The sequence below is a fragment of the Vicinamibacterales bacterium genome, assembly GCA_041659285.1.
Lineage (GTDB): Bacteria > Acidobacteriota > Vicinamibacteria > Vicinamibacterales > UBA2999 > 12-FULL-67-14b.
In genome coordinates this window covers 145,139-165,353 of the sequence record JBAZYO010000002.1, presented here as the reverse complement: position 1 = coordinate 165,353, position 20,215 = coordinate 145,139, and the positions used below count along the sequence as shown (strand labels likewise).

General features: G+C 68.6%; 24 protein-coding genes. 20 read left to right on the top strand and 4 right to left on the bottom strand.

Going from position 1 to position 20,215, the window contains the following annotated elements; genetic code table 11:
• The first annotated feature begins 2 nt into the window (after positions 1-2).
• From fliM to WC815_03280, 18 genes are all read left to right on the top strand, one after another.
• Complete coding sequence (fliM, locus tag WC815_03365; GenBank protein MFA5907796.1) at positions 3-980, top strand: flagellar motor switch protein FliM; 978 nt, start codon at positions 3-5, stop codon at positions 978-980.
• Position 981: 1 nt separating this feature from the next.
• Complete coding sequence (locus WC815_03360; GenBank protein MFA5907795.1) at positions 982-1,758, top strand: FliM/FliN family flagellar motor switch protein; 777 nt, start codon at positions 982-984, stop codon at positions 1,756-1,758.
• A 1-nt stretch (position 1,759) separates the two neighbouring features.
• Positions 1,760-2,146: a hypothetical protein gene (locus WC815_03355; GenBank protein ID MFA5907794.1), complete on the top strand. Its 387-nt coding sequence runs from the start codon at positions 1,760-1,762 to the stop codon at positions 2,144-2,146.
• An 84-nt stretch (positions 2,147-2,230) separates the two neighbouring features.
• Entirely contained in the window at positions 2,231-2,977 is a 747-nt protein-coding gene (locus tag WC815_03350) for a hypothetical protein (GenBank protein ID MFA5907793.1), read from the top strand.
• Complete coding sequence (locus WC815_03345) at positions 2,950-3,672, top strand: flagellar hook basal-body protein (protein MFA5907792.1); 723 nt, start codon at positions 2,950-2,952, stop codon at positions 3,670-3,672. Before WC815_03350 ends, WC815_03345 begins: the two co-directional genes overlap by 28 nt.
• Before the next feature lie 17 nt (positions 3,673-3,689).
• A complete protein-coding gene (gene flgG, locus WC815_03340; protein ID MFA5907791.1) occupies positions 3,690-4,478 on the top strand; it encodes a flagellar basal-body rod protein FlgG in 789 nt (262 codons plus the stop codon).
• Positions 4,478-5,167: a flagellar basal body P-ring formation chaperone FlgA gene (gene flgA, locus WC815_03335; GenBank protein ID MFA5907790.1), complete on the top strand. Its 690-nt coding sequence runs from the start codon at positions 4,478-4,480 to the stop codon at positions 5,165-5,167. The genes flgG and flgA overlap by 1 nt, the downstream gene beginning before the upstream one ends.
• Positions 5,160-5,849 (top strand): flagellar basal body L-ring protein FlgH, encoded by a 690-nt coding sequence (locus tag WC815_03330; protein MFA5907789.1) that lies wholly within the window; start codon positions 5,160-5,162, stop codon positions 5,847-5,849. The genes flgA and WC815_03330 overlap by 8 nt, the downstream gene beginning before the upstream one ends.
• Positions 5,850-5,860: 11 nt before the next feature.
• Positions 5,861-6,979 carry a flagellar basal body P-ring protein FlgI gene (locus tag WC815_03325; protein MFA5907788.1) on the top strand — a complete coding sequence of 373 codons (1,119 nt, stop codon included), beginning with the start codon at positions 5,861-5,863 and terminating at the stop codon, positions 6,977-6,979.
• Between the two features lie 3 nt (positions 6,980-6,982).
• The gene (locus tag WC815_03320; GenBank protein ID MFA5907787.1) at positions 6,983-7,786 is read left to right on the top strand and encodes a peptidoglycan DD-metalloendopeptidase family protein; all 804 of its coding nucleotides are present in this window, start codon (positions 6,983-6,985) and stop codon (positions 7,784-7,786) included.
• Between the two features lie 82 nt (positions 7,787-7,868).
• Positions 7,869-8,171 carry a flagellar biosynthesis anti-sigma factor FlgM gene (gene flgM / locus WC815_03315; protein ID MFA5907786.1) on the top strand — a complete coding sequence of 101 codons (303 nt, stop codon included), beginning with the start codon at positions 7,869-7,871 and terminating at the stop codon, positions 8,169-8,171.
• Positions 8,172-8,183: 12 nt separating this feature from the next.
• Entirely contained in the window at positions 8,184-8,543 is a 360-nt protein-coding gene (locus WC815_03310; GenBank protein ID MFA5907785.1) for a hypothetical protein, read from the top strand.
• Between the two features lie 11 nt (positions 8,544-8,554).
• Complete coding sequence (gene flgK, locus WC815_03305; GenBank protein ID MFA5907784.1) at positions 8,555-9,904, top strand: flagellar hook-associated protein FlgK; 1,350 nt, start codon at positions 8,555-8,557, stop codon at positions 9,902-9,904.
• Positions 9,904-10,791 (top strand): hypothetical protein, encoded by an 888-nt coding sequence (locus WC815_03300; protein MFA5907783.1) that lies wholly within the window; start codon positions 9,904-9,906, stop codon positions 10,789-10,791. The genes flgK and WC815_03300 overlap by 1 nt, the downstream gene beginning before the upstream one ends.
• Positions 10,792-10,794: 3 nt before the next feature.
• Positions 10,795-11,223 carry a flagellar assembly protein FliW gene (gene fliW, locus WC815_03295; protein MFA5907782.1) on the top strand — a complete coding sequence of 143 codons (429 nt, stop codon included), beginning with the start codon at positions 10,795-10,797 and terminating at the stop codon, positions 11,221-11,223.
• A 4-nt stretch (positions 11,224-11,227) separates the two neighbouring features.
• Positions 11,228-11,485 carry a carbon storage regulator gene (locus tag WC815_03290; GenBank protein ID MFA5907781.1) on the top strand — a complete coding sequence of 86 codons (258 nt, stop codon included), beginning with the start codon at positions 11,228-11,230 and terminating at the stop codon, positions 11,483-11,485.
• Positions 11,482-12,402 carry a GNAT family N-acetyltransferase gene (locus tag WC815_03285; protein MFA5907780.1) on the top strand — a complete coding sequence of 307 codons (921 nt, stop codon included), beginning with the start codon at positions 11,482-11,484 and terminating at the stop codon, positions 12,400-12,402. Before WC815_03290 ends, WC815_03285 begins: the two co-directional genes overlap by 4 nt.
• 17 nt (positions 12,403-12,419) lie before the next feature.
• Positions 12,420-13,109: a response regulator gene (locus WC815_03280; protein ID MFA5907779.1), complete on the top strand. Its 690-nt coding sequence runs from the start codon at positions 12,420-12,422 to the stop codon at positions 13,107-13,109.
• Here the strand turns inward: WC815_03280 and WC815_03275 are convergent.
• The gene (locus WC815_03275) at positions 13,103-13,225 is read right to left on the bottom strand and encodes a hypothetical protein (protein MFA5907778.1); all 123 of its coding nucleotides are present in this window, start codon (positions 13,223-13,225) and stop codon (positions 13,103-13,105) included. The two genes, WC815_03280 and WC815_03275, sit on opposite strands and share 7 nt — an antisense overlap.
• A gap of 115 nt (positions 13,226-13,340) precedes the next feature.
• Here WC815_03275 and WC815_03270 point away from each other — a divergent pair, with 115 nt between their 5' ends.
• Complete coding sequence (locus WC815_03270) at positions 13,341-17,270, top strand: response regulator (GenBank protein ID MFA5907777.1); 3,930 nt, start codon at positions 13,341-13,343, stop codon at positions 17,268-17,270.
• A complete protein-coding gene (locus WC815_03265) occupies positions 17,267-17,818 on the top strand; it encodes a response regulator (GenBank protein ID MFA5907776.1) in 552 nt (183 codons plus the stop codon). Before WC815_03270 ends, WC815_03265 begins: the two co-directional genes overlap by 4 nt.
• Before the next feature lie 30 nt (positions 17,819-17,848).
• Here the strand turns inward: WC815_03265 and WC815_03260 are convergent, their stop codons facing one another.
• From WC815_03260 to fliD, 3 genes are read right to left on the bottom strand one after another with little or no spacing between them, the layout of a single operon-like run.
• Positions 17,849-18,322 carry a hypothetical protein gene (locus WC815_03260; GenBank protein ID MFA5907775.1) on the bottom strand — a complete coding sequence of 158 codons (474 nt, stop codon included), beginning with the start codon at positions 18,320-18,322 and terminating at the stop codon, positions 17,849-17,851.
• Positions 18,319-18,738: a flagellar export chaperone FliS gene (gene fliS, locus WC815_03255; GenBank protein MFA5907774.1), complete on the bottom strand. Its 420-nt coding sequence runs from the start codon at positions 18,736-18,738 to the stop codon at positions 18,319-18,321. The genes WC815_03260 and fliS overlap by 4 nt, the downstream gene beginning before the upstream one ends.
• Positions 18,739-18,763: 25 nt before the next feature.
• On the bottom strand, positions 18,764-20,131 hold the full coding sequence (gene fliD, locus WC815_03250) for a flagellar filament capping protein FliD (GenBank protein MFA5907773.1): 1,368 nt from the start codon (positions 20,129-20,131) through the stop codon (positions 18,764-18,766).
• Positions 20,132-20,215 lie beyond the last annotated feature (84 nt).

Below are 20,215 nucleotides of genomic sequence, written 5' to 3'. Positions count from 1 at the left end.
GCATGGGCAAGATCCTCACCCAGGACGAAATCGACGCCCTGCTGTCGGCGCCCGTCGAGTCCGCCCCGGAACGGCACGACGAGCCCGAGCCGTCGGCGGTCCGCCGCTACAACTTCCGGCGCCCCGACCGCGTGTCGAAGGAGCAGTTGCATTCGCTGCGGTTCCTGCACGACCGCTTCGCCCGCAATGTCTCGACCTCGATGTCGGCGTACCTGCGCACGATCTCCGACGTGTCGGTGGTGTCGGTCGAGCAGTTCTCGTATTCCGAGTTCCTGATGTCGCTGGCCGACCCGACCGCATTCTATGCGCTGGCCATCCCGCCCTTCGACGAGTTGGGCGCGCTCGAGATCAATCCGGCGGTAGCCTTCGCCATCATCGACCGGATGCTGGGCGGTGTTGGCAAGACCGCGACGCTGACCCGTGCGCTGACCGACATCGAACAGCACGTCATTGACGCGATCGTGAAGCTCTTTCTGGACGCCTTGACCGAGACCTGGCGCCCCTTGGTCGAGTTGGCCTTTGGCATTCGCGGCCGCGAGACACGGCCGCAGATGCTGCAGGTGGCCGCGCCGAACGAGACCGTGATCATGATCGTGTTCGACATGAAGGTCGGCGACTCGCGGGCGATGGCCAACCTCTGTCTGCCCGTCAGCCTCGTCGAAACCACCGGCAGCCATTTCGCGCAAGCCTGGCATCGTCAGCGCCGGGAGCCGACGGCCAGCGAGCGGCAGTGGGTGCACGAGAGCCTCTCGCGGGTTCCGGTGGCGATCAGCGCGCTGCTCGCATCGCAACTGCCGGCCCGCGAACTGCTGGCCCTCGCGCCCGGCGACGTCGTATCGCTCGGCGTCGCCGCGCACCGGCCCATCGACGTCCTGGTCGGGAGCACCGCGAAGTTCAAGGGCCGCCTGTCGGTCGAGGCGGGCCGCATCGGTGTGCGTCTCGATCAGCGCTGCGGCGGTCGCGCCCGGACCGCAGCCTGACATGGAGACACCGCTGACTCCCCGATCGTTTGCGGAATCGCTGATCGCCGAACTCGTCGCGGCCATTGACGCCGTGGTGGGCGGCGTCACCGCCTCACCGGCGGCCGAGGGCGCGCACGGGCCGGGATGGTGCATCACGGCCACCGCCAAGGGCGCGCTCACCGGAACCGCGTTGTTGTGGGTCGATCAATCAGGCGCCGAGGCCCTGGCGCGGCGCGTCATGGGCATGGACGAGACCCCCGATGCGGCCACGGTGGCGGACATGCTCGGGGAAATGTGGTCGCAGGCCGCCGGAGCGCAGGCGACCAAGCCGCCGTTCACCGCTGTTGAGATTGCCCTCGCGGGCGCCGCGGCCGGGGAGTCGCCGGCCCCGGCGGTGTGGGCGGACCTCCACGTGGGCGACGCCGTCGCCCGCGTCGCGGTTGGCGGGGCCACCATCGTGGCCGAGGCCGCCGTCGCCACGACGGCCATGGTCGCAACGGCCAGAGTCGCCGGCGCGGCGGACCACGGGGCTGCGAACAAGCTCGACGCGGTGCTCGACATCGAGTTGCCGCTGGTCGTCCGGTTCGCCCGAACGGTGATGCCCCTCAAGACCCTCCTGACACTGGGACCGGGATCGATCATCGACATGGAGCGTTCGCCCGACGAGCCGGTGCAGATGCTGGTTGGGGATCGGTTGATCGCCCGCGGCGAGGTGGTCGTGGTCGGCGGCAACTACGGCGTCAGGATTACCGACGTGGTGAGCCCGACCGAGCGAATCCGGGCATTGGAGGCATAGGGTGGAAATCTACGTGATTGGCGGACTCGCGCTGGTGGCGCTGGCCGAGGCGGTGGTGATCGTGCGCGTGTCGGCGGCGCTCAAGACCTTGAGCCGTTTTGGCGATCGGCTGGCCCACCTCGCGGCCGCCCTGGAGTTGCTGACCGACACTACCGAGATCGGCCTTGCCAACGTCGCCACCGAACTTGACCGGACCGCGCCTCAGCGTGCCGCCCGGTCGTCCCGCGGCGCCACGGCGCGGCGGATCACCAGCGCGGCGCGGCACGGGCAGTCGATTGACGACATTGCCGCCGCCGAGGCCCTTTCCCATGGCGAAGTGCGGCTCCACCTGGAACTGGCATCGACCATCGCAGAGTCTGGAGACAATCATGGCGCGATGCGCGGCTGAAGCGTGTGGTCGGTGGCGTCCGGAGCTGCTCGTGCGGCACGGCCTGGGCGCCAACGTCGACGGCTTGTGGTTCTGTTCGAAGGCGTGTGTCGAGCGCATGGCGCGCCGGCGGCTCATCGAAGCGCGCCCGGTAGCCGCGGGGATTCCCGCCGTGCCGCCGATGCGGCTGGGCGCGCTCCTGCGACACACGGCATCTGCGGCGCCGACGCCATCGAGCGCGCGCTGACGGCGCAGCAGGGGAGCCGGCTGAAGCTCGGCGAACAACTGTGTGCGATGGGCGCGGCGGAGCGCGAGGGCGTCCTCCGCGTGCTGGCGGCGCAGGCCGGTGTCGGTTATCTCGCCGCCGTGGACGTCTCGGCGGTGCGGGACGCGCCATGCGGTCTGTCTCCTCACGCGGTCCGGGCGCTTGGCCTGGTGCCAATCAGCGGCGTTGAAGAGGGCCGCCTGCGCGTGGCCTGTTCCGCGCCCGTGCCGCGACGCGCGCTGGGCGCGCTTCGGCGGCTGACGGGGTGGGTGCCCGAACCTTACCTGGTCACGGATGACGACTGGCGGGCTCTGCTCGCCAACTATGGCGCCGATGTGGACGCCAGTGCCAGCGGCACCTCCGCGACTGACTTCGTGCAAACCGCCAGCCTCTCGGACGCCGCCGCGCACATTGCCGCCGCCGCGACCCGCGGCGGCGACACCACCGTGACCGAAGCCCGATGGGAGCCGTATACCTGGGTCCGGGTGCAAGGCGGCGGCCTCGTCGAGGACGTGCTGCTGGCCCGTGCGGTCAATGTGACGTCACCAGAGGAGGTGCCATGTCAGGCGGCTATTACATCGCACTGAGCGGCATGCGGGCCCGGCTCGACCAGCTCGATCGCCTGTCGGAGGACCTGGCCAACACCGGCACCGCCGGCTTCAAGGGCGAACGCGTGAGCAACGCGAACGCGCCGCGTCCAGCGTTTGGCGACGCCCTCGAAACCGCCATCGACGTCTCCGTTGGCCGGCGCCGCCTCGACATGCGGCAGGGGACGGTGACACCGACCGGCCGGCAACTCGACATCGCTATCCAGGGGGACGGATTTCTCTTGGTGCAAACTCCGAACGGCCCCCGCTACACCCGGAATGGCAACTTGCTGCAGGCGGCGGACGGGTCGTTGAAGACTTCCGACGGCAGCGTGGTGCTGGGCGAGGACGGTCCCATCAAGCTCGGTACCGGCGTGGCGACAATCGCCGACGACGGCACCGTGATGAGCGGGAACAAAGCCGCCGGCAAACTGCAGGTCGTCAGGTTCAACGAGCCGCGCGAGCTGGTCCGCGAGGGTGGCGCCATTCTGCGGGCCGGGCCGTCGCAGGTTCCGCAGCCCGTCGACGGAGCGGTCGTGAAGTCCGGCGTGTTCGAGGAATCGAACGTGTCGGTGTCGGAGCGCATCGGCGAGCTGACCGGCGTGTCGCGCAGTTTTCAGGCGTTGCAGAAGGCCGTCTCGGTGCTCATGAATGATGTCGACGGGCGAGCCATTGACTCGCTTGGACGCCGGTAACCGCTTAGGAGTAGACCATGATTCGCGCCTTGTATACGGCCGCCAGCGGCATGAACGCTCAGCAGGCCAACATCGACAACGTCGCCCACAACCTGGCGAACGTCAACACGCCAGGGTTCAAGAAGAGCCACGTTCAGTTCGAAGATCTGGTCTATCAGGAAACCACGGCGCCGGGTTCGCCGACGCCCGGCGCCGGCGAATCGCCCACCGGCATGCAGACCGGTCTCGGCACCCGTCCGGTCGCGACCTCGCGCGACTTCAGTTCGGGCAACCTGCGCGCCACCAATTCACCGATGGACGTGGCGATTCAGGGCGACGGCTTCCTGCAGGTGTCATTGCCCGACGGCAGCACCGGATACACACGGGCAGGCGCGCTGCAGCGCAACGCGCAAGGGCAGGTCGTGACGTCAGAAGGCTATACCGTCGAGCCTGCCATCTCGCTTCCGCTGGCCACCACCTCGGTCACCATCTCGAAGGACGGGATCGTGTCGGCGATGGTGGCCGGGCAGACCGCCGCCCAGCAGGTGGGCACCCTCGAGATGGCGTCCTTCCAGAACCCGGCCGGGTTGAAGCCCATGGGGGGCAACATCTACACCGCGACGACCGCATCCGGCGAGCCCCAGGTGGGCGCGCCGGGCACCGACGGTCGCGGCACCCTCCAGCAGGGATTCCTCGAAGACTCCAACGTCAGCGTGGTGGAGGAGATGATCAACATGATCCTCGGCCAGCGCGCCTACGAGGCCAACTCGAAGGTCATCAAGGCGGCCGACGAGATGCTGGCGCAAGTCAACAACCTGGCCAGGTGATGTTGAGCCTGCTGACGACCGCACTCCTGCTCTCGGCCCCGGGGCCCACCGCCGCCGGCGATCCGGGCGGCCGGGTCGCCGCCGCGATTGTGGCCGCCATCCGCGAACGCATGGGCGCGGACGCGACGGTGCTGGTCGAGGACCTGCGCGTGCTGTCTCCCGTCGCGGCGCAACGGATGCGAGCCATTCCCGATCCGGCGGCGCGGCTGGATCGCCCGATGCGCTTCACCCTCGAGTCCACGGAGCCCGCCGAATCGCGCCGCTCGGCGCGCCGCGGACGAGCGCTGGCCAGCGTGCGCGTCATCCTCGATCACGCGCACGCGCGACGGGCGATCGGGCGCGGCCATGACCTGCGGACGGACGATCTCGCGCCCGCTCGTCACGCGATCGAGACCGGCGTGCTGCGTCCCGTTCCAACCCTGGCCGAGGCCCACCGCAGCCGCGCCGTCCGGGACCTGGCGGCCGGCGCCTGTCTCGGGCGCTCGGTGCTGGCGCTCGCCCCCACCGTTCGCGTCGGCGATGAGGTCGTGGCCACCGCCGTCGTGTCCGGCGCCGACGTCTCGGCGACGATGGTGGCGGCTCAGAACGGCGGCACCGGGTCGGTGATTCGCGTCATCAACGCGCACAGCCGTCGCGCCCTCAAGGCCCGCGTGGTGTCTGCGGGCACCGTGGAGATCGTTCATGACTAGAGCCGTACTGTTCGCCTGGGTGATGACGGTGACGGCGATGCCCGCCCTGGCGCAGGGCAAGAAGGGCAACGCCAAAGCCGCCGACACCTACAACGAGTTGATCGCCCGCTATCTCGAGACCGCGCGGACCCAGGCCGCAGGACCCGCGGCGGAGCCGTACGGCTGGATGAACGGCCTCATGGCCGACCTGCGCGCGCGGCGGGTCAACGATCTGGTGACCATCAACATCGCGGAGAACCTGTCGGCGTCGGGGACTGCCGACTCGACGCTGTCGAAATCGAGCGGCGCCGACATCGGCGTGCCGTCGCTGTTCGGCCTCGAGAAGAAACTGCCTGGCATCGTGACGCCCGCGAGCCTGGCGGCGGCCAAGGCGGAGACCGGGTTCACGGGCGCCGGCGCGACCACGCGCGCGGGCTCGCTGTCGGCGATCGTCACCGCGCGTGTCGCCGAGGTGCTGCCGAACGGCGACCTGCTGCTCGAGGGGGTGCGCGAGATCGAGATCAACGGCGACCGTCAGATCGTGGTGCTGACGGGCGTGGCGCGGGTGGCCGATGTCGGCCCCGGAAACGTCGTCTCGTCAGCCGCACTCGGCCAGTTGCGCATTCGCTACTTCGGCCGCGGTCTGATCAAGGACAGCCTGTCGCCAGGCTGGCTGGTGCGGTTTCTCAACAAGATCTTCTAGAGGTGCGTCCCATGCGGCAGTATCTTCGCGTTCCGATTGTGGTCTTCCTGCTGGTCAGCGCCAGCGCCGCTTCCGCCCGAGTGGATCCGGCGGCGCGCCTGAAGGATGTGGCGTCGTTGCAGGGGCTGGCCGCGATGCCGCTCCTCGGTTACGGCCTGGTGGTCGGTCTCAACAAGACCGGCGACCGCCGGCAGACGCTGTTCTCGATCCAGTCGCTGACCAACATGCTCGAGAAGTTCGGCCTGTCGGTGCCGGCCGGCCAGGTGAAGGTGGAGAACGTGGCGGCCGTGCTGGTGACCGCCGAACTTCCCAACTTCGCGCGAGCCGGCGCCCGCGTCGATATCACGGCCTCTTCCGTCGGTGACGCGCGCAGCCTGCAGGGCGGCACGCTCCTCGCCACCCCGCTGCGCGGCCCCAACGGCCAGATTTACGCGCTGGCGCAGGGGCCGTTATCGATCGGCGGCTTCGGCGGCGGCGGCGGCGACAACTCGGTGGCCGTCAACCATCTCACCGTGGGCCGCGTGCCCAGCGGGGCGACCGTGCAGCTCGGCAACGGCGCGACCCTGCCGGCGACGGAGACTGTCACGCTGGCGCTCCGCGAACCGGATTTCGTGAGCGCGTCGCGCGTGGCGCAGGCCGTCAACCTCGAGCTCGGGGTGGGCACCGCGCACGTGGTCGATCCCGGCACCGTGGCGATCCGCGTGCCGGAAAATTACCGGGCGTCGATCTCCGAGATGATGGCGCGGCTCGAGGTCATCCCGGTGGAATCCGATGTGCCGGCACGGGTCGTCATCAACGAACGATCTGGAACCGTGGTGATCGGCGGGGCCGTCCGTCTCGGTGCGGCCGCCGTGGCCCATGGCAATCTATCGGTGACGATTCGCACGCGTTACGACGTCTCCCAGCCCGCGGCGCCGTTCTCCAACGCCGGTGACACGGTGGTCGTGCCCCAAACCGACGTCACCGTGCAGGACCAGCCGTCTCGGCTGGTGGCCCTCGAAGAGGGGACGACGCTCGAGGCCGTGGTGCGCGCCCTGAACGCGCTTGGCGCCACGCCCCGCGACATCATCGCCATCATGCAGGCCTTGAAGGCCGCCGGTGCGCTGCGCGCCGACATCGTGATCCTCTAAGTCATGGACGCCATCAACACAATCGACCGTCGCGATCGTTCGCTTGAATCGGCCGGCGGCGAATCCTCCGGACCGGACCTGACCGCGGTTCGCGCACTGGCGCAGCAGTTCGAGTCGCTGTTGCTGGCGCAGATGTTGCGAGAGATGCGGGAATCGCTGGACGCGGAAAGCGAGGGCGACGACCTGGGCGGGTCGATGCTGACCGACGCCTTCACTAGTGAACTGGGCTTGTCGCTCAGCCGTTCGGGCGGCGTCGGACTGTCGGAGTTCCTGGTGCAGAGTCTGGCGCGGCGCGCGCCGAGCGGCGCCGGGGCATTCCCGATCGCAGGATTCGAGGCCTTGTCGGCACCCGCCCCGGCCCCGGCGGACGTGGTGCCCGACGGAGCGACGATGTCACGGGCGCCGGGTCCGATCGTCAACTCGGACTTCGGCTGGCGCGCCGATCCGATTCTCGGTGAGACGCGGTTTCACGCCGGCCAGGACCTGCGAACCGCGTACGGCGAAGACGTGCGCGCCGCCGCCGGCGGCGTGGTCTCGTTTGCCGGCGAGCGGGGCAGCTACGGCCTCATGGTCGTGGTCGACCACGGTGGCGGAACTGAGACGCGCTACGCGCACCTGTCGGCCAGCGAGGTGCGGGCCGGAATGACGGTGGCCGCCGGACAGGCGATTGCCCGCTCGGGCAGCAGCGGACGTGCCACCGGGCCGCATCTCCACTTCGAAGTGCGGCAGAACGGGCAACCGGTGGATCCCGAATCGGTTGCCGGGCTCGCCCGGGTCACCGGCGCCGCCGGCCTGGACGGCCATTAAAGGATTCATGGCCTTGGCCGATTCTGGAATCATGGCGGTCTCGTGCGCCAGCGCCTTGGCGCGAGATCGGGAGAGACACAATATGAAGATCGACAACACCCGCGCCAATCTTGAAACCGCCGCCGCGCAGCAGGCATACGCCGCGGAGACCCGGGACAGCAAGGGCGCCGGGCGGGTCCGGCCGTCCGCAACCGCGGATCAGGTCAGCCTCTCGACCGGCGTCCAGCTGGCCCAGTCCGCCGCGGCGGCAGCCGGCCAGACGCCGGACGTGCGGCCCGAGGTGGTGGCGCGAGCGAAGGCCCTCCTCGCCAGCGGTGAGCTCGGCAACGACCCCGGCCGGCTGGCCGATGTGTTGATCGACCGCGCGCTGGGCCAGGACGAGTAACGGATTCTGACGATGGTTCGCTCACCTGCGGTGGCTCTGGCCACCCGATTGGCCGCCGCCCTCGAGGCGGTGGCGAGCGCGTTGTCCACACCGGACAATTCGGCGCTGATGGCCGCCGAGCAGAAGCTGGCGGCGGCGCTGGCCGATCTGGGCCACGTGACCGCCGTGGCCTCGGCTGATCGGGCCGCCCTCGCCGCCGAGTTGACGCGTGCCCGCGCGGCCCTCGCACGGTGCCGCATCCTGGGCACGGCGGCGGCCGACGTCGTGCAGGCGGCGCTGGCGGCACAGGGCCGCTCGGGCGGGTACGACCACCGGGCGGCCATGCCGGTTGGTCCGGGTCTGCGCGGTACGGGCATGAAAGGACGGCTCTGATGTCCGGACTCATGAGCAGCCTCGCGATGGCCGCCCGCGCGCTCGACGCGCAGCGCGCCGGTTTGGACGTGGCCGGTCAGAACATCGCCAATCTCAACACGGATGGGTACACGCGTCGCACGGTTGAATTGGCGCAAAGCGGTTCGGGGCAGACCGGTGTGGAAGTGCTGGGCATTCGGGCCCGTCGCGACGCGATGCTCGAGGCGCGGGTGCGCCAGGAGTTGCCGGCGGAAGCCAGGGAGGGAGCCGTCGCCGATTCGCTGGCGGTGGTGGAAGCGTCACTGGGCGCGCCGGGCGCCTCGCTCGACGCCCAACTGACCGCGTTCTTCGACGCCTTTGCTGACCTGGCCAACGACCCCACGTCCACCGTCTTACGTGACAGCGTGGTCCTGCAGGGCGGGCTGATCGGCAGGGCATTCGGCGACCTCTCAACACGGTTGAGCGATGCGCAGCGGATGGCCGATGCGCAGGTGCGCGGCGGTCTCGACCGCATCAACGCGCTCGGTTCGCAGGCGGCTGGATTGAACGCCGCCATCGCCGGCGCCAACGGCGCCGATACGGAAGGACTGAAGGACCAGATGGGACTGGTCCTGAAGGAACTGTCGGAACTGGCCGGCGTCTCCGTGGTCCCGCGGGCAGACGGCGGCGCGGATGTGTCGGTGGGGAATGGGCGTGCGATCGTGATCGGCGGCAACGCCTATGCGCTGTCCGCCACCAGTGTCGCCCCTGCCGGACTGGCCGCGGTCACGCTCGGCGGCGTCGACATCACCGCCGGCATCACCAAGGGACGGCTGTCAGGCTGGCTGGATGTACGCGACACGAACATCCCGGCGTACCGGGATCGCCTCGACACCATTGCCTTCGCGCTGACGCAGCAGGTGAATACGCTGCATCGTGGCGGCATCGACCTTCTCGGAGGGACCAACCGGAACTTCTTCGCCCCCCTCGCCGTCGCCGCGGGCGCGGCCGCGGCGGTGACGATGGATCCGGGCGTGGCGGCCGACTCGAGACTGGTGGCGGCGTCGCAGTCCGGCGCGGCGGGGGACAACCAGGTGGCCAAGGCCATCGCCGGCGTGCGCGAGGCCCGGATCGTCGGCGCCACGGCCACGCTCGCCGAAGGCTGGGGGCAGCTCGTCTACCAGGTGGGCTCCGACGCCCAGACGGCGCAGACGCAGCAAATGAGCCGCCGGGAGATCGTCGACCAGGTTGCCAAGCTGCGCGATCAGATATCCGGCGTCTCGCTCGACGAAGAGGCGGCCATGATGATGCGGTTTCAGCGCGCATACGAAGCCAATGCGAAGTATTTTTCGGCCGTCGACCAGATGCTGGCGACGTTGATGCGGATCGTGGGAGGCGGGTGATGCGCGTGACTTTCCGGGCGATCGACGAGAGCCTCGACGCCATCAATACCGCCGCCCAGCAGTTCGCGCGGGCGCAGGAGCAGGTCGCCACCGGGCGCCGCCTGCGTTCGGCGAGCGACGATCCTGTGGCGGCGCAGCGGGCGATTGACGGCCACACCGAAATTGGCACCCTCGACGCCTACACGCGCTCCGCCGACACCGCGCGCGCCCGCTTGTCAGTGCTCGACGGCGTGCTCACGGCGCTGGTCGATACGCTGTCCGAAGCGCAAGCCACCGCCGCCACGGCGCGCGGTAACACCGCGGATCAGGCGACTCGGGACGCCCTCGTCGCGAAGCTGCAGGGGCAGCGCGACCGGACCGCGAGTTTTCTCAACTCCACGTTTCGCGGCACGTATCTCTTCAGCGGCAGCGCCGCGCTGACGCCGCCGTACGTCTTTGCCGCCGGTGTGTGGACCTATCAAGGAGACGGCGCGCCGGTGACCGTGGACATCGGACGCAGCCGCAGCGCGACCATCGCCATGGACGGCCGCGCCATCGCACAGGGTGCCGACGCGACCGACGTGCTCTCGGCCTTCGATGTCATGATCGCGGCCGCCCAGGTCAGCGACGAGCCCGGCATGGAAACCGGCATGGCGGCCCTCGCCCGGACCTTCGACCGCACGCTGCGGGCGCAAAGCCAGGTCGGCGCCGATCAGTACGGGATCGACGAGGAGCAAGAGACGCTCGTCCGGTTCCGCCTGGCCGCCGAGAGGCGTGTGTCTCAGGATCAAGACGTTGACATGGCGAAGGCGATCAGCCAGATGACCCAGGCGCGGACGGCGTACGAGGCGGCCCTCGGCGCCGTCGGTAACGGGTCGAAAGCGTCGCTCCTCGACTACTTGAGGTGACCAGTGTCCGGCAAGTCGATCATTGAAACCCGGTTCGGGTCGTTTGACGTGCAGTCCGCCGCCGTCGTGGCATTCCCTGAGGGGGTGCCGGGCTTCGAGGGCTGCCAGCGTTTTGTGATCATCACGGCGTCTGCGCTCGATCCGCTGACGTGCCTGCAGAGCCTGGACGACCCGCATCCATCGTTTCTCGCCGTCGACCAGCGTCTGGTGCTGCCGGCCTACCACTTCGAGCTTCCTCCGGCGTCCCGCCATCGCCTAGAGGCGCGCGACGACGACCGCCTGGTCTGGCTGGCCCTGGTGCGCCTCGATGCCGACACCGCCCTCGTCAACTTGCGGGCGCCGGTGGTCGTCAACCCGCGCCGGATGATCGGGGTCCAGGTGATTCCTGGTGATAGTCCGTATCCGGTCGACCATCGCCTCTCTCTGGCCTGACGCCATGCTGGTGTTCACCCGCAAGCGCGACGAAGCGAACATCATTGGCGACGGCATCGAAGTGCGCGTGCTGCGCGTCGGCAAGGACGGCGTCCGGCTGGGCGTCACCGCCCCGCGCGAGGTCGCCGTGCACCGGCAGGAAGTCTACGAACTGGTGAGCGCCGCCAATGCGTCGGCGGCGACCGCAGGCCAGACCATGGACGCGGCGAACCGGTTGCGCCGCCGGCTGGCAGGCGCGCTGGTGACCGATGCCCCGCCATGACGGTGAGTGACTGGCGGGCCGGTGACGCGGCGCTACTGGCGCCTCTCTATGCGGCGGAGGCGGCGCGGTGGCGCCACGACTTGCTCTGGGAGACCTCGCCGACCTGGGCCTGCATCGAAGACGCGCGGCGGACCGGCGCGCTGCCCGGTTTCATCGCGACCGGGGCCGACGGCCGGGTACGGGGCTGGTCATATCACCTTCGTCACGGCGACCAAGTGCAGGTCGGTGGGCTCGTGTCCTCGTCGCGGGAAGTCACGGCGAAACTCCTCGACGCGGTGTGGACTTCGCCGGAAGCCCAATCGGCCAGCGGCGCCCTGCTGTTCGGACCCTTTGATGCGCCGGGGCTGGCCGGCGAACTGGCCGTCAGGGGCGTGGCCGTGGAACGCTACCGCTACCTCGTTCGCGCGTTGTCCTGCGAAGCGAACCCGGACCCGACGCGCCCGGCCGGGCCCCGTGGGTGGCGGCCGGCCGATCTGTCGAAGCTCGCGTCGTTATTGGCGCAGACCTACGGCCCCGACCGCTCGCGCCCTTTTGCGCCCGGGGGCAGGGTGGCCGACTGGATCGAATACCTCGCGCAACTGCTCGGCACGACCGCGTGCGGGGCATTCGCGCCGGCACTCAGCGCGGTCACGCCAGACCCCTCCGGCAACCTTGACGGCGTCGCGCTGGTCACCCGGCTCGCCGCGACGACCGCGCATCTGGCGCAACTCGCCGTGCGCCCGGACGCGCAGGCGGGTGGCCTCGGGTCGTCGTTGCTGGCCGAAGTGATGGCGCGCAGCGCCAGCGCGGGCTATCGCACGCTGACACTCCTGGTGAGTGAATCCAACACCCGGGGCGGCCGATTATACGAGCGGTGCGGGTTCACCGAGATCGCGGCGTTCTTGTCGGGGTCGATCCAACATCCTGTGAGCGAATGAGGTAGCTGATGCAGTCCATGGAGACGGCCCGGGTGGCGAGACTGGAACGCCGGGTTCACGAGCTCGAGACGTTGTGCGCCGAAGTGTATGTGGCGGGCATCGAGCTCGGGCTGCCGCAGGCTCTGATCGACAGGCTCTGGAGCATTGGCGCCGAAGGCAACCTGCCGGTCGCGTTTCGTCTGGAACCGGCTCCCGACCGGGAGCGCTTCCAGGCGGGCCGCACGCCCGCCACCGCGTCGCTCCCGGTGCCGGACCTGGCGCAGCTGGATCGCCTGCTGGGGGAGGCGCCGGCGGGCCAGCGCCGCGACACCGACGGTCACCTCAGGCCGCTTCCACGCAAGCGGGTGATGGTCGTCGACGACGATCCGTTGATGGTCGAAGTGCTGCTCCGGATCCTCAGTCATGAAAACTTCGAGCTCCTGTCGGCAAACAGTGGGATGGAAGCACTGGAGCGATCGTCCGGCCAGGACCTCGACCTGCTGATCACCGACTTCCACATGCCGGGGATGACGGGGCCGGTGGTCGCCGACCGGTTTCGCCAGCGGCTGCCCAATCTCCGCGTGCTCTACCAGACCGGTTTTTCCGACCAACTCTTCGAAGGCCGCGACGAACTGGCTGAGGGGGAGGCGTTCCTGGAGAAGCCGTTTTCCGCAACGGGCCTGCGCGAAGCGGCGCGGCTCGTGCTCTTCGATCGGCTGAATCAGTAGCTCCAAACGGGGAACCACGCCCGCCCGTGTCGAAATCCCGACATCACCGTCGGTCCGCCAGCCATCGCGTTGAACATCACGTCGCGCGGATCGTGGCCACCCGCCGGTTCGGCCATTGGTGCCGTTCTTGCTAGGAAGAACGCCTGGCGGCCCCACTCGCAGGCCGGCCGGAAAACAGGACCGATGATCGCTCGACTCGCAACCCGTTCGTATACGGCATGGAAACGCACGATGGCACTGGGCATCACGTCACGGATTGTCGTAATCTTCCTGCTCTTTGCCGCCACGCTGCTGACCGTCGTTGGCGTGCTTTCGTATCGCAGTGGGAGCGCCAGCCTCGAGTCGGCCGCCGTCGGCGAAGTGCTCTCGCTCGCCATCGAAAAAGAAGCGGCGCTCGATGCGGCCATCAACGAGCGCCTGAATGATCTGGGGCAGCTGGCTGCGGGCGGCGATCTGGTGACACGCGTCGCCAGCCTGGCGGCGGCGATGCCGCTTTCCGGCGAGGCGCGGTCCATTCACGGGCTGCTCCTTCAGGAGCTGGCGCCATTCACGAGCGGCCCGCACGCCGCCTTCCTCGACGTGTCGGTCATCGAGCCGCAGGGCGGCATCGTCGTGGCGTCGACCGCGCCTGCGGAAGAAGGCACCTCGAAACTGGCCCGCCCCTATTTCATCAGCGGCAAGGTCGCCGTTCACTTGCAGGGGCCGTACTACTCCACCACTCTCAAGGGGCCGGCGATGGTCGTCTCGGCCCCGGTGCGCTCGGCCGAGGGTCGCCTGCTGGCGGTGCTGACCGGCCGCATGGATCTGGCCGCGCTGAATGCGATCGCTCAACGGCGAACGGGCCGGCACCAGTCGGAGGACTCCTTCCTCTTCAACGGCGACCGCTTGCTGATTACGCAGCCGCGATTCATCAAGGAAGCGGCGGTGCTGCGGCGCGAGATCGACACCCTGACCGTCCGCCGCTGCATCGAGAGTGGCAGCGGCGTGTCGCGGGCGCACGATTACCGGGGCGTTCCGGTGGTCGAAGCGTGTCACTGGGTCGATCGGTATCAGCTCGGACTCGTCGTCAAGATCGATCAGGCCGAGGCCTTCGCCTCGGTTCGCGCGTTTGAGTGGGCGCTGGTCCAAATTGGTGCCCTGGCGCTGTTGGGCTCGGCGGCGCTCGCGTTTTTGGTGGCGCGCCGGATTGTCCGGCCGCTGCGGGCGTTGCGTCGCAGCGTGGCGAGCGTCGCCGCCGGACGATTCAACGAGCCCATCCCGGATTCATCCAACGACGACATCGGGCTGGTGGCGCGCGAGTTCAATGGCATGGCGCGGGCGATCGGCGCCAAGGAAGACGAGCTTCGCCAGGTCGCGGTCGAACTGGACGAACGGGTCCGGCAGCGCACCGCGGAGCTGGCGCGGGCACAGGCGGTCGCTCAGGTCGGCAGCTGGGAATGGGACGTGGTCGCCAATGCGATGACCTGGTCGGACCAGACCTTCCTGATCTTTGGCGTCGACCGCGAGCACTGCATCCCCAGCTACGAGCAGTATCTGGCCTGCCTGCATCCGGACGACAGGCGGCGGATGGTTGAATGGGTCAACTCCGTGCTGGCGACGAAGACCCACGCCAGTCTGGATAACCGGATCGTGCGGCCTGATGGCGAGGTGCGCTTCGTGCACGGCAGCGTGGAAGCGTTGCTCGACGGCGCCGGCAACGTCACCCGCCTGGCCGGCACGATCCAGGACGTCACCACGCGGAAAAATTCCGACGAGCAGTTCAAGCGGCTGCTGGAAGCCGCGCCCGATGCCATGGTCATCGTCGATCGCGACGGCCAGATCGTGCTGGTCAATTCGCAGACGGAACAACTCTTCGGCTATTCGCGCGCGGAACTCCTCGGGCGGAGCGTCGAGGTCCTGATTCCAGCCCGCTTCACGGGCCATATCGCCCGGAGGAACTCGTTCGCGGCCTCTTCCAGCGCGCGACGGATGGGCGCCAAGCGCTCGCTCTTCGCGTCGCGCAAGGATGGCTCGGAAATCCCGGTCGAGATCAGCCTGAGCCCGTTGGAGACGACGGATGGCGCGGTCGTGATTAGCGCGATTCGGGACGTCACGGAGGCCAAGCGGGCCGAGGCGGAACTGCTGCAGGCCAAGGCCGAGGCCGAAGCCGCCAACCGCGCCAAGAGCGAGTTCCTGGCGACGATGAGCCACGAGATCCGCACGCCGATGAACGGCGTGATTGGCGCGGTCGGCCTCCTCATGGACGGCGACTTGACCGCTCGGCAGCGCGAGCTGGCCACGATCGCGCGATCGAGCGCGCACTCGCTGCTCACGCTGATCAATGACATCCTCGACATCTCGAAGATCGAGGCCGGCCGGATGCCCATCGAGGAGGCCCCGTTCGATTTGCTGACGACAGTGGAGGAAGTGGGCGGGATGTTCGCCGAGCGCGCGCAGCAGAAAGGGCTCGAGCTGGTCCTGCGCTACGCGCCGGACGCCCGGCGCCGGTTCCACGGCGATGCCAGCCGGATTCGACAAGTGCTCGTGAACCTGGTCGGCAATGCGATCAAGTTCTCCGAGCACGGGCATGTCCTGGTCAGCGTTGAGGAGGAGCCGCAGGCGGCGCGGCAGGCTCGGGCCGGGCTGCGTGTCTCGATCGAGGACAGTGGCATCGGCATCACACCCGAGGCGGTGAGCCGCCTGTTCGAGCGCTTCTCGCAGGCCGACGCCTCCACCACCAGGCGCTTCGGCGGGACGGGCCTGGGCCTGGCGATCTGCAAGCGCCTGGTCGAGTTGATGGGCGGCCAGATCGGTGTCGATAGCCGCATCGGCGAAGGGTCGAAATTCTGGTTCACCTTGCCGTTACCCGTCGAGGCCAGTCCAGTGCCGGCGCCGTTGGGCGTGGACATCACGGCGGCGCGCGTACTGTTGGTCGACGACAACGCGATCAGCCGTCGCGTCGTCTACGAACAGTTGTGTGGCTGGCGCATTCCCAGCAGCGCCGCGGCCTCCGTCGAGCAGGCGCTGGCCGAGCTGCACGCCGCCGCCGCGGCCGGCGATTCGTATCAAATCGTGCTCATCGACCATCACCTGCCAGGCATGGACGGCATCGGCCTGGCCAGGACCATCAAGGCCGATCCCCTGTTGCGCGAAGCCGCGTTGATCTTGTTGACGACCACGATCGAAAAGAACGCGGCGGAACTGACACGGGTGGGCGGGTTCGCCGGATCCCTGGTCAAGCCGATGCGGCCGTCCGCGCTGTTCGATGTGCTGATCGCGGTCCGAGCCGGGCAAGTGGGCGCCGGCCAGGCGCCTGGCGCCGCGCGGCCCGCCGCCAACGCAGTGCCGGGCCGGCCGCGCTTCCACGGCCGCGTACTCGTGGCGGACGACAACACCACGAACCAGCGCGTCGCGCAACTCGCGCTCGAAGGCCTCGGCTGCCAGGTGGAGCTGGCCGGCAACGGCGCCGAAGCCGTGAAGCTGCTTCAGCAACAGCCGTACGATCTCGTGTTCATGGACGGCGAAATGCCGGTCATGGATGGCTTCGAGGCCACGCGTGCATTCCGGGCTCTCGAAGCGCGACTCGGCGAATCGGCCCGGCCTCGGCCCCGCGTTCCGATCATCGCCATGACGGCCAAGGTGCTGGCCGGCGACCGCGAGAAATGCCTGGCGGCCGGTATGGACGACTACATGAGCAAGCCTGTGCAACTGCAGGCTCTGGTCGAAACACTCGATCGTTGGCTGAGCAGCGGACCGCGGCCAGGCAGCGGGTCGCCGGCGGCGATGTCACAGGAGGCGGAACGCCCGGCCCCGCCGCCGCGTGACGCGCTCGACCCGGCCGTGATCGAGCAGCTCAGGACGCTGGCGCAGCAGACGACGCCCTCGCTGTTCGGACGGGTGATGCAGGCGTTTCTGGAGGATGCCCCGAAGTACTTGACCGACCTGCGGGCGTCGGCCGGCCGGCAGGATCCGGTTGCCCTCGGACGGGCCGCGCATGCGCTCAAGGGCGCGAGCCTGAACGTCGGCGCGGCGACCATGGCTCCCATCTGCGGCCGGCTCGAAGCAGCCGGGTGCGCGGAGGACCTGGCGGACGTCACCCCGCTGTTGGTGCGGTTGGACTCGGAATTCCAGCGCGTGCAAACCGAGATCGCTCGGGAACTGAACCAGGATTCACATCAATGAAGATACTTATCGCTGAAGATGATGCCACCTCGCGCTTGATTCTGCAGGCCACCCTTCAGAAGGCCGGCCACGAGGTCGTCGCCGCCGAGAACGGCCTGCACGCGTGGACCGCGTGGCGTGAGGCGCCTTGTCCCGTCCTGATTTCCGACTGGCAGATGCCAGATCTCGATGGCCTGGAATTGTGTCGTGCCATTCGCCAGACAGGCAACGCAAATTACACCTACATCATCCTGCTGACCGCCCACGGCGGGAAGACGAACTACCTGGAAGCGATGACCGCGGGCGCCGATGACTTTCTGACCAAGCCTCTGGATATCGAACAACTGCTGGCCAAGCTGCACGTCGCGGAGCGCATCCTCGGCCTGCGCCAGCACGTGAAGCGCCTCGAAGGCATCCTGTCGATCTGTTCGTACTGCAAGAAGATTCGGGACGACAGTCGATGGCGTCAGATGGAAAGTTACGTAACGCAGCATTCCGAGGCCCAGTTCAGCCACGGCATTTGTCCCGATTGCTTCACCAAGGTGAAGATGGAAGCTGGGCTGTCGTAGCTGCGCTGAACAGCGGCCCAAGAACGGACGCTAGCCACGCCTGTCGAGCAGTGAGGCGCCGGTGATGGGGGGGCTGAGGACGCGCCGGTAGGCTGCCAGCGTGGTCTCGCCGCACTCGAGGCTCGCGACGGCGGCCCGCCGCGCCAGTTCGGCGTCGGCCAGCGCTTTCATCGACTCGCGGTCGGTGTCCAGGATGCCGGCCACCAGTTCAGCGGCCGTCAGGCGGAGGGCCAGCACTTCCGCAAACCCCGCAATCGTAGTGAGGTCAACCCGCACCGCCGCCAGGCGCGCGCGCACGGCGCGCAGGCCCGGCTCGACCGCCACGAGTGCACGCGTGAGCCGGTCGCGCGCGTCACTGTCGGCCGCCAGGCGTTCGTAGTCGCGTTGTTCGGTGCCTTCGCGTTGCCGGCTGGCAATGTTCCGCAGCTGCCTGAGCAGCGTCACGCCGGTTTCGAGACCCGCCCGGTACTCTTCGACCGCGTCCGCGAGCTCGTGCGGGTTCACCTGGTTCCCGCGCGGAGCCCGGCCGCCGCGTCGGCCGCCGCGGCCGGCGACACGGCAATCGTCTGCCAGGCATCACGAAGGGTTTCGAGCAGCCGGCGCGCGTCGTCGAGCGGCGCCGTGTCGTTCTTGGCGGCCGCCTCCATCACGCGCTTCGTGATGTAGGCATACAAGTTATCGAGGTCGGCGGCGACGACGCCGCCGCGTTCGAGGTCGAGCGTGCTCTGCAGTTCGGAGATGATCGCGAGCGCACGGGAGATCGCGTCGCGCCTGGCCGGGATGTCGCGGCGCTGCACGGCGTCGTGCGCCACGGCCAGAAACCGCAGCGCGCCGTCGTAGAGCATCACCACCAGCTCGAGGGGCGTGCGGGATTGGGCTTCGGTCTGGCGGTAAGCGTTCAGGCCTTTGTTCTGCATCATGATGGGTGGTTTCGGTTCGGAGACATCACAGGGATTGGCCAAACGACGAGAGCGATCCGCTTTGGCTCTTGAGGCGCGACATCGCCGCATCCGCGGCGCTGTATTCCTGCTGCAGGCCCGCCCGCCGGATGGCGAGGCGATCCTGCATGCTGATGATTTGGCTGCCAAGGCGTGAGATCTGCGAGGTCAACTGTTCCTGAACGCCTTTGAGGATGCCGGACGTCTGCGTGTACTGGGTCAGGAGGGTCTTGATCGACGCGAGCGCCCCTGGCGTCACATCGGTGCCCGCCAGCAGCTTGCCGGCGTCGGCGCCCCCGTTCTTGGTGGCCTCGGCGAAGGTGGTGGCGTTCAGTTCCAGCGTACCCGCCCGTGTTGCCTGCACGCCGACCTGCGCGAGATACGAATAGGGCCCGCCGGTGGCGTACGGCGCGCCGAGGGCGCCGCGCAGCGAGTTGCGCAACTGGCGCAGCAGCGGGTCGCGGCCGATGCTGCCCTGGTCGCCGCGGCCGGCCGAAAGGCCCTGGTCGGTCGTGAACTTCACCAGATCGTTGAAGGTCGAGACGAACGTTTGCAGCTTGGCCTTGAGCGCCGACGGATCTTCGGTAACGTCGACCACGATGGTGGCCGCCGGGTCTTTCTTGTACAGCGTGATGGTGGTCCCAGGCACCGCGGCGTCGAGCGTATTACTGGCGCTCGAGACGACGATGTTGTTGATCAGGGCCTGGGCGTCGGTGGCTTGCACGGCGTTGTCGGCCGCCGAATCGCCCGAGACCAGGTCGGCGTCGGTATCGGTGAAGCCCAGGCCCGCCCCGCCGGTGAGACCGTTGGCAATCGTGAAGGCGTTGGCCGCCCCGGTACTCTTGGACGTCAGGACCAGCTTGAAACTGGCGGCGCCGGATTGCACGACCGATGCTCGCGCCGGAGCGTTGGCGTTGGCGTTGATGGCGTCGCTTAATTGCTTGAGCGTGACGGAACTGCTGACGGTGATGATCTCGGCGCCGATCGTGATCGTCCCGCCGGTGGCGATCGCCGTGGTGTCGGCGTCGGGCGCCGTGCTCGCGGACGCCGTGACCTGTGCGCGTGCCAGTTCGTTGACGACGATGTCGTAGCGCCCGGCGACGGCCGAGGAACCGGCCGACACGCCGACCGCCAGCGGATCGCTGCTGGTCGCCTTGAAGGCCGTGGCGGTCCCGGCCGTCGACAGGGCTTTGGCGGCGCTTTCCAGTGCCGACACGCGCGTCTGCAGCGTTGTGAAGCTGGTCACCCGCGACTGGAGCGCGCTTTGCCGGCTCTGCAGCGACGTCAGCGGGCGGCTCTCCTGCTGCATGACGGCGTTGAGGACGACGTTGAAGTCGATGCTGTTGAAACCGCTGAACGTGATTCCTGAACCCACGCTCACGCTCCTGCAAATGCCAAGCCACTGGGGGCCACGACTGACGAAAAAATAACGGGCGGGGCCGTATACCGGCCCCGCCCG